The sequence below is a fragment of the Psychromonas sp. genome (genome assembly GCF_047632995.1).
Lineage (GTDB): Bacteria > Pseudomonadota > Gammaproteobacteria > Enterobacterales > Psychromonadaceae > Psychromonas.
Genome location: NZ_JBLIEK010000004.1, coordinates 62,437 through 75,988 on the forward strand (window position 1 = coordinate 62,437; position 13,552 = coordinate 75,988).

A 13,552-nucleotide genomic window follows, 5' to 3' on the forward strand; every position below is an offset into this window, starting at 1 on the left:
ATGCATCATGATCTGATTGTATTTGGTGAAGACTGGGGTGGCTTACCGAGCAGCACTCAACATCTAATCAAACATTTAGCGCAGACACGCAAAATTATCTGGATAAACTCCATCGGCCTGCGTCGTCCGAGATTGACGCGGCGCGATCTCAACCGTTTGTGCGCAAAACTACTGCCCAGCAAAACAGCTAATGCGCAGGCGATACCATTACCATACACCTCAAACAACAATTTCCAGATCCTAAACCCGCGGACCCTTCCTGCTCCACGCAGCGCACTGGGACGTTGGGCGGCGGTGCAGCTGCTGCTTGCTCAGATCAAACCATTACTTAAGCTATCCCACTTACACGCACCGATCCTTTGGACATCGCTTCCCACCGCAGTCGATATGATAGGTAAACTAAATGAATCCGCGGTGGTCTATTACTGCGGTGATGATTTTAGTGGTTTAGCGGGGGTAGATCACCACACCGTTGCCCAACGCGAACAGGAGTTACATAAAAAAGCAGATCTAATTATCGCCTCAAGTGCACCGCTTGCAGCGCGTAGCGCCGCATCGCGTACCCAGTTGCTGACTCACGGCGTCGATTACTCACTCTTTTCCACGCCTGCTGCGCGCGCTGCGGATCTGCCCAACGACGGGCGTAATATTGCCGGCTTTTACGGCAGTATCTCGCACTGGTTAGACCTTGAATTACTGCAGCAAACCATCAAAAAAATGCCCGATTGGCATTTTGTGTTTATCGGAAAAACAGTGGTTGATATCAGTGTTTTAACGCGCTTTAAAAATGTCACCCTACTCGGTGAACGACCGCATCATCAGCTCCCCGCATATAGTCAGCATTGGACTGCCGCGCTATTGCCGTTTGTTGACAATGCGCAAATCCGCGCCTGTAATCCACTTAAACTCAGTGAATATCTAGCCGCTGGACGACCTATTATCAGCACCTCTTTTCCTGCTGTTGCTGAGTTCCAGCGGGCAGGCATTGTACAAACAGCCGATAGCAGCTACGCGATGGTCGAAGCCTTACGTGCCAGTGAACATCTTTGCACATTGCCTGCATTTACCCCCTTATTGCGCAATCAAGTTCGTCAACACAGCTGGGCGGCACGTGCAGCTCAGGTTGCTGCCTGGCTGGAGAAATTATGAATACACTACAGTTGCGTTTATATTTAATACTCTCTGGTGCATGGAGACGCCGTTATACCATTTTTATTCCGATCATTATTTTTCCGATTTTTGGCTTGTTAATCAGTGCATTAAGCCCTAAGCATTACACCTCACACAGCAGTATGCTGATTCAAGAAACAGCTAAACTCAATCCGTTTCTGGAAGATTTAGCGGTTTCTGCGATGCTCAAAGAACGGATCGGCGCGCTAAAAACCTTGCTCCACAGCCGCCATATTTTAGGTGCTGTTGCACAAGAAAGAGGTTTAGTTAACGCGCAAACCACTCCCGAAGAGCATGATCGCGTGATCCAGCGAATTTCTGCTGCATTGAGCTTTAATATGCTTGGCAAAGATCTGATCCGTATCGATTACCATGCCAATGATCCCAAAGGGATGAAGGAGATGCTGCAATCGGTCAGCAAACAATTTGTCGAACAAGTGCTTGCGCCAGAGCGCTCTTCAATGACAGATTCCAGTACCTTTTTAGGTGAGCATCTGCAAAGCCGCCAAGTTGAATTGGATAAAGCAGAGCAGGCCATAGCTGAATTTATGGATCAATACGCAACCGAATTGCCAGAGTTGCATCTTACTAATATTGCGCGATTAGCAAAACTGCAAGAGCGCCTTGCTGAACGTCAGTCAGAAATGGCAGGCGCCAGTCGCAGCCTTGGAGGAATCAATCGGCAGCTGTCCAAGACCAACCCGATTGTCGGTGTTATTGAAGATAAAATCATCCGTATTGAAGGTGAGCTGGCACTGCTGAGAACCCGTTATACCGCACGTCACAGTTTAGTTATCGGCGCACAAAGAAAACTGCAGCGACTCGAAGCTGAGCGGCAACAATTGATTGGTAATAGCGATGAGAGTGTCAGTCTCGAAAAACTCTGGGCTATTGGCAATAATTACCAGCCTGGCAATAATCCGAAGCAGCAACCGCTGTTAATCTCACAGCTTGAAAATATGCAGCAGACCAGTGCCAAGGTTGATGGCCTGCGTGAAGAGATCAAAAGTTTAAAAAATCTCATTATTACATTGCAGAAACAGATGTCTGGTTACGGCCAAAATGCAGGGAAACTTGCCAAGCTACAGCGTGAGCTGTCCATAAAACGCGACCTTTATGACGATATTTTACTACGTTTTGAAAAAGCCAATATCACCGCATCACTCGGGGTTTTTGAGCAGGATAAACGCGTCAAGGTGATAGATCGCCCATTCACGCCCACAGCACCGACCAACAAACCTCTATTACTATTTATTCTTGGCGGCTTATTTGGCGGGCTATTTCTCGGCTGCGGCTTTGCGGTCATGCTTGAAGTTAATGATACCCAGCTGCGCCTCCGAGATAAATTAGAAGCACTCACAGGTGTTGCGGTATTAAGCCGTATTCCTTACATCAAAGCAGGTACAGGAGAAAATTTATGAATACTGTTATCCAAGTTGTGCAGCATCTGCGTCCCGGCGGTATAGAAACCATATCGCTGGATCTCTTCTCTTTTGCAGGGGCCAATGAAAAGATGCTGATTGTTAGCCTTGAAGGAGATCTTGAAAGTGCACTGGCAGCATGGCCAAGACTGGCTCCATACAAGCAACAGCTTATTTTTCTTGATAAACAACCGGGCATTTCACTGTCACTGCTGGCAAAATTGCTTCGCGTAATCAAAGAAAATTCAGCGCAAAGCATACATAGCCACCATATCGGGCCCCTTTTATATGCAGGATTGGCTGCACGTATTGCCGGGGTCGAGCACCTTATACATACCGAGCATGATGCCTGGCATCTTAATGTTTATAAACGCCGAATGCTGCAACGTTACGCCATCAAGCTACTACGTCCGCTGCTGGTTGCCGATGCGCAAACCGTGGCGCAGAGTATGCGCAGCCAGCTGCAATATGAGCAGCCGATCAAGGTGATCCGCAACGGTATCGACACTGAGTATTTTCTGCCTGGCAATAAACTTGCGGCACGCGCACAGCTTAAACTGCCCAGCGAGGCACAGATTATTGGCTGCAGCGGGCGCATGGAAGTGGTAAAAGGACAGGCTATTCTGCTCCATGCACTTTCTACACTGCCCTCAACTGTGCATCTTGCCCTTGCCGGAAGTGGTTCTATTGAAAGTGAGCTACGACAATTAGTCACCCACCTTGGCTTACAAAAACGGGTACATTTTCTTGGCCATCTCGATACCATGCCAACTTTCTATCAAGCGCTGGATCTATTCTGTCTGCCCTCATTAGATGAAGGGTTACCGCTTTCCCCGCTGGAAGCGCAGGCATGTAATATTGTAACCTTGGTCACCGATGTTGGCGGATCCAAAGAAACGCTTTGTCCCGATAGCGGAAAATTTATTCCCGCCAACGACAGTCAAATAATGGGCCAGACCCTGCTAAAAATGCTGCGCAGCACGAATAACAGCAAACCGCGCGCTTACGTACAGCAACATGGAGATGTGCGCATTATGGCAAACGCCTATGCTGATTTACGCGCCTCGCGCAGCCAAGCAGGAGAATGCTATGAGTGATCTTTTGTCGCTACTGACCTTAATCAGCGGATTTTTAGTTCTCTACCATCATCTAGGCTATCCGCTTATTTTACGCTTTATCAATAAACGCCACCCGAGCAAAGCGGCGCAGCCAAGCCCGCGCCATTACACAAACTCAGCAGCAGATAATACCCTGCCAACCATAGCGATTGTGATCCCCGCCTATAACGAAGCGCAGTGGATTGCTGAAAAAATTCGTAATCTGGCAGCACTCGACTACCCGAGCAGCCGTTTACAGGTGATTATCAGCTGTGACGGCTGTACTGATGACAGCTATCCGATTGCGCTAAAAACCGCAGCAGAAGCAGAATGCCAGCACCTTGACATTACGATACTTAATTTCACTGAAAATCGCGGTAAAGTCGCCCTGCTTAATCGCCTGATTGGTGATCTGAGTTGCGATCTGGTTGCCTTAAGCGATACCTCAGCACTGCTTTCAATCGATGCACTATTAATTGCTGCAGAGCGCTTTAAAGATCCCAAAATAGGCGTACTTAACGGTCATTACCGCCTACTTTCACCGGGTTCGCTAGGTGAAAAAGCCTATTGGGATTATCAGAGCCAAATCAAAGCCAGCGAAGCCGTGCTTGGATCTACCCTTGGCGCGCACGGCGCATTTTATCTGTTTCGCCGGGCACTGTTTGAGCCATTAGCCGCCGATACTATCAATGATGACTTTATTTTACCGATGAAAATCGTTGCTGCCGGTTACCGCGCGGAGTATGAAAGTAGCATTAACGCGCTGGAGCTGGAAAAATCAAGCGACAGTCAGGATAGGCAGCGTCGTCGCCGTATTGCAGCTGGAAATTTTCAACAGTTACTGAGATTAAAGCGGCTGTTTTTACCCCATTATGGGGGCGTCTCATTTGCTTTTATCTCCGGCAAAGGGCTGCGCGTGATTATGCCATTTTTAATGATAAGCGCCCTGCTTGGCAGTCTATTGCTGGCCTTTGACCAGCCACTGTTTTTTATTTTGGCACTCCTACAACTCAGTGCTTATGGCCTCGCCACATGGCAGATACTGTTTAACCCCGCGACCAGTCACAAACTATGCAAACTGCTTGCTTATCTGGTCAGCGGGCATATCGCAGGCTTGATCGGCACACTGCGCTATCTGCTGCGACTTGATAAAGGTCGTTGGAAAAAAATTAACAGTTAACAATCTATTAAATACGAAGGATAAAACAATGAATACACAAATTAGAGCAACAACAAACCTGCAACAAACACGCGCAACAGTCACTAGTTATATCCACCCTGCGGTGATATATGGTAAACGCTTTTTTGATATTGTGTTTTCCTGCAGCGCGTTGTTCTTGCTTTCCCCTCTGCTGCCACTGCTTGCGATGGCAATTAAACTAGACAGTAAAGGTCCGATTTTTTATCAGCAAATCCGCTTAGGAAAATCCAAACAAGGTGCGGGTAATACATTTACCATTTTTAAATTTAGAACCATGCGCAACGATGCAGAAGCTGCGGGGGTCGCGCTGTTAGCTACAAAATCTGATCCGCGCATCACCCGTATCGGTAGATTTTTGCGTAAGACACGATTTGATGAGACCCCGCAACTGATTAATATTTTAAAAGGTGAAATGTCACTGATCGGTCCGCGACCTGAGCGCCCTGAACTAAGCTCGGAAATAGAAAAAAATCGGCCCTTTTTTAGCGAAAGAACCTATCAGGTATTACCCGGATTAACGGGACTGGCGCAGATTAACCAAAGCTATCAAGGCAGCGTGCACAATATAGATGAGAAACTGGGCTATGATCATGCTTATTCCTTAGCAATAAGCCAGCCCCTGTCATGGATAAAAACCGATATTAGAATATTTTTTCAAACCATTTTAACGGTTATAAAATGTAATGGTTAAGATAAGTCAGCACAACGTGCTTAGCCGCGCAGGGCTTTATCTGCTTAATTTAACAGTGCTGCTAATGCTTAGTCTGCCCCTTCTGACCATAGAGGTAACAAGCTGGTGGTTCGACAATATCAGCAGTCTACAACTGCAATGGATATTGCTGGCTCTGCTGCTGCTTATTATCAATATAAAAAGGGCTGAAAAAATCCTTAGTACCTTAACCCTGTTACTACTGACAGCTTGCATTTATCAAAAATCCCCTTTTTCTGTAGGCAATGACCAGCCGGCAGCTGCAACATTAAAAATTGCACAACTCAATATTCACTATCAAAATCAGTATATTGAACCACTGCTAGCTAAGCTTGGTAACGCTGATTTTGAGATACTGGTATTACAGGAAGTTGGCGATGATCAGCGGCACAAGATAACCACATTGAAGCAGCGTTATCCCTACTTTATCAGCGACTCTTCGCTATCTGATTTAGCGTTCTTTTCAAAATGGCCTATCGTCGAGCAAAAAACACATTATCTCGGCTATAAAGGAGGTCATATTATTGAAGTTATTGTACAAAGCCCGCAAACAAACAGCCCGGTGCATATTTTTGCGCTGCATCCGGCATCACCGAGAAATGCCAATTTATGGCAATTAAGAAATAGTACATTGGAATATGTCGCGGAGCAGGCCTCAGCCTCGTTACTGCAGTACAAAATGATCATAGGCGACCTCAATATCACGCCCTGGTCAACGCAATTTAAAGCACTGCAGAAAAACAGTTTATTACGTAATAGCACAAATGCCCTTGCGTACATTCCCAGCTGGTCTTATAGCGGCCGCAATCCACTGCTACACCTGCTCAGCAGCGCCTATATTGATCACTGTCTGATCAGCGATTCGTTTCAGGTTATCAGCAAAGACAACCAAAAGATTCAAGGTTCTGATCATCAGTTACTGGTGACAGAGTTAGGGATGCGCTAGCTTGTCTGCTTTGCTTGCGACACCTCTATAATTCCACTTCTTATGTTTATTAGAGGGGTAAATACCGCCCCGAAAACAGGTATATTGCTTGTTAACTTATTTCAACAGCTTTAGGACTAGGATTGTTCACGCTAAAAAGACGATATTTAAGATTCATTATTGGTTTTTCAACCAGATAATAAGAGAAACAGGCACAAACGAAAGTCAGTAGTAGGTTGATAGGCCAGCTTGCATACCAATTAGTCACCCAAGAATTAAGGAAAGGTTCCTGCCAAAGGTAAAGTGAATAACTCATTGCCCCTAGCCAAATAGCAGGTTTTGAGTTAAGTATTTGATAAGAAAAACCTTCACTGACAGAGATATAGCGAAGCACTATAAGCGCAGCGGTTAAATTGATGTAACTTTGCCCCAGCGTATAAAATAAGCCGTTATCAATTTTATATAGAATACTGGGTAACACTATCATTGAAATCGGCACCAGTATAAACAATCGCGAGCGGCACCATTTAGGCAATGTAATACCAGCTTGGTACAGATAAGCAAGCAGACACCCCGTCGCTAAAGCATCTGCGATTGCTTCAAACTGTCTGGTCATCGCAGATGGGGAGGCATCCAATCCATACCACATAATAATACGGACGATAGGGATTAATATCAGGGCGGCAATAGCGATATTTTTAGCACGCAACACGCCCAAAAGACAGATCAAACCAGGCCAAAGCAGATAGAACTGCTCCTCAACGGCCAGTGACCATGTATGGTTAAGCCACCAAGCGCGTTCGCTATGATAATTCATGGTATAGCTCGCCGCATGGAGCAGATCGCCAGGCAGTAAATTGATAAACCCAAACTGCTCAGCCACTGCAATGCACAGGATATAGAAATAAAATGCAGGAAATAGCCGTATAGTACGGCGAAGGTAGAATTGCTTTAGATTAATTTTTCCGTTGCGATTTTTTTCTTCAAGCAGTAATAAAGTGATAAGGAAACCTGAAATAACAAAGAAAATTTTCACCCCAAAATTGCCGACGTTATGTAACGGCAATAATAGTTCAGGAAAGTTAACCGTCCCGGCTAAGTGACCTAAACATACAAGGCCAATCGACACTGCTCTCAGCCCATCAAGCGAGGCGATTCGCGATGATTTTATCATTCCTTTATTAATCATATTCTGCTCCTTTATTTTCTACAAATTGTGCAACCGCAGCCGTAAGTGCAATCAAAATATACAAGGGCCATGTAAAGCCTTGCGTCAGAAAAGTCCCTGAGACACAAAAAGCAACGACGCCAGCCAAGTTACCTTCGCTTATCGCGCGTATAGTTGGTGAAAACTGGTTGCCGCTGGCAGTCACTGTTTTTAATGTGTTACGCGATGCTTTAAAGGTAATAATGACCATGGTTAAAAAAGCCGTTAAACCAATAAATCCCGTTTCCGCTAATACACCAAACCAAGTGCTGTGTACCGCATGATTTAAACCATCCCAATATTTGCTGTAATAAAAATAATTAAAATAAAAATTATTGATGCCAACGCCTGTTACCGGGTTATCAACTGCCATGCCAAATGCCGCTTCCCATGCATGCAATCTGCCCATTGCTGATTCATCCAGCCCCTCTTCTGCAGCGCCACCGGATTGCCTGCCGCTGATCCCGGCAAGTACAAAAAGAGCAAGAGTAGCTATCGCTCCTACGCCAAAGAAGAGTGTTTTAGATTTAACTCGGCGATAAGCCACAATTCCGACCACGGATAAAATGCCAAGCAGCCCTCCTCGACTTTGAGTGACAATGATCGCGCAAAATAATGTAATAGTGGCGATCAGCCCTAAGGCGCGAAACTTCAGGCTTAATCCTTGGGTCATCAATAATGAAATGGCAAAAGAAAAGGGAAAAAGCAGCACTAAAGCAAGATCGTTAGGATCGCCTAACACTGAGCCTATCTCCCTGCCAATCGTCACACGGGTTTCTTCCACCAAACCGATACCATTAATTTTATTAAAGAGGGTCACAAAACCAATGATTAATCCTCCGCCCGTGACCATAAACAGGGTCAGTTTAAAATGTTTAACTTCATTGAGGAGCCATGCCAGTACAGGGGTCATAATGCCAATTTTTATATAGGTCGATTGAAAATAGGCAATTGCTTCGGGGCGATTACCCGCAAACAAAATTCCGATAAATACGAGCACAAAAAAAATCAAGAAAGCTACCATTTCGGGTCGGTGATAGAGGCGGATCTGTTGGCTGATGAAAATATGCCAGGCGAGTGTTGATATGGTCGCAAGGGAAAGCATTAATGGGATGCGTAATGAGTAAAGCAGGGGTATTGCTTCGTGGATGCGGAAAAATGAGAAAACAATAAACATTAAACCTATCGGGACGGGAAAGCGTAGGGTAAATAAAATAGCTACCGGGATCAGCCCAAGCCCAATCACAACGAGAGGATGAGGGATCAAATACCAAACCGCACCAAACAACGCACACACCATGACAATAATCCATGGAAAAGAGTTTGTATCGGTAACGCTAAGCGGGCGGTTGTCTACTTGCATAAAGGCTCATATCAAAGGTTTTATTAGGTTAACCTAGATAGAGCAAATTATGTGCCATCGAATTTTAAATGTAACAGATTGATTTATTTGAAAATTAAAATGTTCTCTATGGAACTTAGTAGATAAATTCTCATATTGAATTGCAAATTGCGAATTGAAAAACAGATTCAACTATTTGCTTCCAGTTACTCGACGTTATTCTTAAAAAGCACGATAAGGGTTATGGATCCGATGATTTTATTCGTTATACGGAACGTACACAGTCCCCATACTCTTTGCAAAACCACCCACTTTCACATTGATACGCGTTGAATGATTAGATTGAACAGATGCCATAATTATTGAGGTACAATTCATCGCCCTACCTTGTTCAAAAATATAATCACTACCTAAAGCAAGATGTTCTGTCAGATAACAAGCCAAAGCGCCACATGAACTACCTGTTGCTGATTCTTCTGAGATACCAAACAAAGGTGCAAAATTACGACAGCTTGCGCTGAATCTAGTCTCTGGCGTACCAAGCTCAAAAACATGCAGGCCAACAACTTTATGCTTTTTACAAAAATCAGTAATAATCTCATCATTTGGCCGTATTAGATCTAAATAGCCATTCGGCACCGGAATCATCACATCAGCGAGTCCCGTTGAAATGATTTCAATGGGCAACTGCGTCCTTTTTAGTATATTGCTATCAATACCAATAAGATGTGAAATCTCTTGATATGAAAATTCACCCAATTTTCGAGGTGCGTTTTGATCCATGACCACCTTACCATCTGACTCTATGGTCACCGATAGCATTCCAGCCTTAGTTCGTTGAACATAAGAGCCTGCAGTAATAATGCCCATCTGGTACATAGTGGAAAAAGTAGCTAAGGTGGCATGACCACAAAAGTCGATTTCACCGGTCGTAGTAAAGAAAGAGAGCGCATAATCAGCGACTTCGTCACGACACACAAAAGCCGTTTCCGAATAACCAACCGCTTGTGCAATTTGTAATTTTTGACCATCGGATAATTTATCAGCATTAAAAACAACGCCAGCAGGATTTCCACCTTGTCCATCAGCCGTAAACGCGTTTACCAGTGTGACTTCGATATGCATCGACATCCTCTCCCATAACCATTAAGTAAGCAAAAAACGGAGCGACTTATGGCGCTCAACTTATTGACGATAGTATCTAAAAAAATTGATATCGATAACTTAGAGCAAAATAGAAAGTGAGTTTTTTGGCTTTAGAAGGTAGAGCACATTATTAACCACACGATCATAGAAATTGCTTATGCCACCAGCAAAAACAAGCGATAACGTGATTAAAGAGAGCCTATGTTGCCTTGAATTGGTTACTAAGTAGAGCAATAAAGCCAATAAAAACGCACCACCAATAACTCAGTACTTTGATCACAACCAACCCCAGATACAGTAACTAAAACAATAATGGATACTCTTTTCCAAACCTTAATATTTACGCTAAACCTTTTTATGGCTGCTAACAGTTTTACAAGCATCTCTCTGTAGTAAAGGTGCTACTTATAACCTTAAATTAATCACTGCAAACGATAATAACATCAACCCGTTATATAAAAAGCAGTTGAAAAAGATCAATCACATCTGCAATTACTATTTTTTCAGCTGTCCTTCCATTCCAAGCTGCAATTCCTTTTTGCAAAAGCATTTGCAAAATGCGAATAAACACCTTTAAAACGTCCCAAAAAAGCCAGTTTAATAGCTAACTAACTGTTTATATTGAGTAAATTAAAATGGCACGGTCAATGCAATAATCTGGATAAGAAACACTATCGGTGCAACACAAAGGAAGGCAAGCATGAATATTAATAATATCGAGACAACTGACGGTAATCTGATTATTCAGTTAAGCGGTGAAATGGATGCGCTGGGCTGCAGTAAAATTCGTCCGGCTCTGGAAGCTATCAGCAAGCAGGCATATCCACATACGGTAATGGATATTGAGCAGGTTAGCTTTATCGATTCTTCTGGCATTGGCGCCATTGTATTTCTTTTTAAACGCCTTAAAGAACAGGGCCGCTCGCTGGAAATAGTGGGCGTACAGGGGCAACCGCAAGAGTTAATGAAGTTACTGCGCATTGATGCCGCTATCCCGCTTTCGCTCGCCGTTGAAGCTAAGCTGCAGCGGGAGGCCTAACCATGAAGCCATTACTCACTGTCTTGTGCGCTGTCATTGTTATCTCCACATCGGCGTGCAGCAGCAGGCCGCCGCAAGGACACGGAGGCTTAGCAGAACATGATTTAAGCGATGCACCAAGTCACCCGATGGGGTTAGAAAATGCCCTCTATTTTGAGCAGCAGCTAAGTAGTCGACATTTAGATGATCTGCTCCTCGCGGGTGCAAAAATATGCTTTCCGGCAAGCGTGAAAACTGCGCAGATCCGCGCGACACGCATTGCCCGAGAATTACAGGGGGGGCTGGATGCAGATGCTGCCAATGATCTGATTATTCAGCGCGATCATCTCGCCCGTTTAGCGCGCAGACTCAATTATGTGCAGTTGCAGGGAAGTTGCTTAAGCAGCGATAACCGGCCAGACACAAAAGCGGCGCTATTAAATGCCGATATTATCGCGACGATTAATGCCCTGCTTAATAATAACAATCAATTTGTATCTGCATCCACAGCCCTTAATCCCAGATATATCGGTCATTTGGCTGAAGTTGCCGGCATGCTGCGCGACTATCCAAACTACCACCTGCAGATAATAGGTCATGCTGATGCAACAGGCAGTGATAACGCTAATTTAGCACTTTCTCTACAGCGTGCCAGACAAGTGGAACGCTATCTGCAAATTTTCGGCGTCAATCCGAGCAATATCAGTGTCACAGGCAAGGGCGAAAATAGCCCGCTGTTTAGCGGCGACGAACCACAAGTGCGACTGGTTAATCGACGCGTCACTATTGAGCTTGTCAATATAAGTGTTAGGCCGGAGGTAATGAAAAAATGAATATTTTCAAGCTGATAAGTTTATTTGTACTGATGCTTTCTGTACTGCTACCAGTAACTGCGCAGAGCGATCCACTAAGCTATAAAATTCAAAAAGGCGACCTGCTGCAAATTTCACTGCCCGGAGAACAGGCATTTTCAGCCCCCTTTGCTGTGGATCGTCAGGGGCGAATTATCCTACCCGAAATTGGTGCAATTCAGGTCGACACCCTATCAGTGGCGGAAATACAGCTGCTGCTTAGCAATCAGTTAGCGGAAACATTTATTGATTTGCAGGATTTAAAAGTTTACCTGCTTAAAAAACAGATAATTATCAGCGTGCGCGGCTATGTTATGCAACCCGGCGAATATATATTGCAGTCAGATGCATCCATTCAATTAGCGATTCATGCTGCAGGTGGATTACGCACTGGGGCCCAGCTGGATCGGATGCAGCTACTCCGTGCCCAGCAAACCAGCGTATTTAACTATAAAAAATACTTAGATAGCGGCGATACCGGGCTGCTGCCGCAACTGCAATCTATGGATGCGTTGTTTATTCCGGCATCGCCGATGACGGGCAATGTGGAAGTGGAATTTAATCCGGCGGAAATGGCCAATGCAGGCGATAGCGCCAATAACAGTCTGGCCATTAAAGTGTTCGGTGAGGTCAATCGCCCAGGAAGTTTTGCTTATCGCAAGACCATGGATATTATGGATCTGTTAATGGCTTCCGGCGGCGTAACTCGCTACGCAGGGGTTGAAAAAATCCGCGTGATCACACAGGGCAAACCTACCCTCTTCAATCTCAAAGAATATTTAGATAGTGGCGATCAAAAACACCTGCCCGAGATGCAGCCAGGCAGTACCATTTTCATCCCCAAACAGGAGGAGGAGATTAAAACTGGGGCACATATGGTTTATGTGATGGGTGAAGTAGCTAAACCAGGCGCTTATGAGGGCAAAAATGGGGTCGGATTTATGGATATTTTGGCCAATGCCGGCGGACCGACTCGTTTTGCTGAATCGCGCCAGATTCGTATTATCAAAGCCGATAACAGCATTGTCGCATTTGATTTAACGGCTTATACCGAAGGTAAAAATCCCCAGAAACCACCACAGATCAGCGCGGGTGATGCGATTTTTATTCCTGAAAAAACCGATATGAATGAAAAATCCTGGCTCAAAGTCACGCCCAACCGCGCAGTTAGAGTGCTCGGCTCTGTGGTGCGTCCAGGTCGTATCGAATGGTCAGATGAGATGTCACTACTGGATCTGCTTGCTCACGTTGGCGGTCCTACGCAACGTGCTGATACCAATAATATTGAGATTGTGATCCCGCAACGCAGCGGCAAACCACAAGTATATAATTTTGATCTCAATGCTTTTATCAAAAATGGTCAACCCGATCATGAATTACCGATGATTAAAGCGGGCAGCACGATAATGGTCCAGGATTTACCCCAAGATCCCAGCGATAACAAGGCACAATGGGTACGCCAATC

The 13,552-nt window shown here is 44.9% G+C and carries 13 protein-coding genes; 9 read left to right on the forward strand and 4 right to left on the reverse strand.

The window, feature by feature from the left end:
- From ACJAT7_RS01750 to ACJAT7_RS01775, 6 genes are read left to right on the forward strand one after another with little or no spacing between them, the layout of a single operon-like run.
- Positions 1-1,149, forward strand: a complete 1,149-nt coding sequence (locus ACJAT7_RS01750) for a glycosyltransferase (protein WP_415225073.1) — start codon at positions 1-3, stop codon at positions 1,147-1,149.
- Entirely contained in the window at positions 1,146-2,591 is a 1,446-nt protein-coding gene (locus tag ACJAT7_RS01755) for a GumC family protein (RefSeq protein WP_415225074.1), read from the forward strand. The genes ACJAT7_RS01750 and ACJAT7_RS01755 overlap by 4 nt, the downstream gene beginning before the upstream one ends.
- Positions 2,588-3,688: a glycosyltransferase gene (locus ACJAT7_RS01760; RefSeq protein WP_415225075.1), complete on the forward strand. Its 1,101-nt coding sequence runs from the start codon at positions 2,588-2,590 to the stop codon at positions 3,686-3,688. The genes ACJAT7_RS01755 and ACJAT7_RS01760 overlap by 4 nt, the downstream gene beginning before the upstream one ends.
- A complete protein-coding gene (locus ACJAT7_RS01765; RefSeq protein WP_415225076.1) occupies positions 3,681-4,868 on the forward strand; it encodes a glycosyltransferase family 2 protein in 1,188 nt (395 codons plus the stop codon). Before ACJAT7_RS01760 ends, ACJAT7_RS01765 begins: the two co-directional genes overlap by 8 nt.
- Before the next feature lie 28 nt (positions 4,869-4,896).
- On the forward strand, positions 4,897-5,580 hold the full coding sequence (locus ACJAT7_RS01770) for a sugar transferase (RefSeq protein WP_415225077.1): 684 nt from the start codon (positions 4,897-4,899) through the stop codon (positions 5,578-5,580).
- The gene (locus ACJAT7_RS01775) at positions 5,573-6,544 is read left to right on the forward strand and encodes an endonuclease/exonuclease/phosphatase family protein (protein ID WP_415225078.1); all 972 of its coding nucleotides are present in this window, start codon (positions 5,573-5,575) and stop codon (positions 6,542-6,544) included. The genes ACJAT7_RS01770 and ACJAT7_RS01775 overlap by 8 nt, the downstream gene beginning before the upstream one ends.
- Before the next feature lie 91 nt (positions 6,545-6,635).
- Here ACJAT7_RS01775 and ACJAT7_RS01780 read toward each other — a convergent pair whose 3' ends face one another.
- The 4 genes from ACJAT7_RS01780 to ACJAT7_RS01795 form a co-directional block, all read right to left on the reverse strand.
- Entirely contained in the window at positions 6,636-7,712 is a 1,077-nt protein-coding gene (locus ACJAT7_RS01780; RefSeq protein WP_415225079.1) for an acyltransferase family protein, read from the reverse strand.
- Positions 7,705-9,093, reverse strand: a complete 1,389-nt coding sequence (locus ACJAT7_RS01785) for an O-antigen ligase family protein (protein WP_415225080.1) — start codon at positions 9,091-9,093, stop codon at positions 7,705-7,707. Before ACJAT7_RS01785 ends, ACJAT7_RS01780 begins: the two co-directional genes overlap by 8 nt.
- Positions 9,094-9,330: 237 nt before the next feature.
- Positions 9,331-10,203, reverse strand: a complete 873-nt coding sequence (locus ACJAT7_RS01790) for a PhzF family phenazine biosynthesis protein (protein ID WP_415225081.1) — start codon at positions 10,201-10,203, stop codon at positions 9,331-9,333.
- A gap of 93 nt (positions 10,204-10,296) precedes the next feature.
- The gene (locus ACJAT7_RS01795) at positions 10,297-10,461 is read right to left on the reverse strand and encodes a signal peptidase II (protein ID WP_415225082.1); all 165 of its coding nucleotides are present in this window, start codon (positions 10,459-10,461) and stop codon (positions 10,297-10,299) included.
- 457 nt (positions 10,462-10,918) lie between these two features.
- Between ACJAT7_RS01795 and ACJAT7_RS01800 the strand changes: the two genes are divergently transcribed.
- The 3 genes from ACJAT7_RS01800 to ACJAT7_RS01810 all read left to right on the forward strand — a co-directional run.
- On the forward strand, positions 10,919-11,257 hold the full coding sequence (locus ACJAT7_RS01800; RefSeq protein WP_415225083.1) for an STAS domain-containing protein: 339 nt from the start codon (positions 10,919-10,921) through the stop codon (positions 11,255-11,257).
- A gap of 2 nt (positions 11,258-11,259) precedes the next feature.
- Positions 11,260-12,069, forward strand: a complete 810-nt coding sequence (locus tag ACJAT7_RS01805) for an OmpA family protein (protein ID WP_415225084.1) — start codon at positions 11,260-11,262, stop codon at positions 12,067-12,069.
- On the forward strand, positions 12,066-13,552 hold a 1,487-nt coding region (locus ACJAT7_RS01810; protein WP_415225085.1), incomplete at its 3' end, for an SLBB domain-containing protein. The genes ACJAT7_RS01805 and ACJAT7_RS01810, both read left to right, overlap by 4 nt.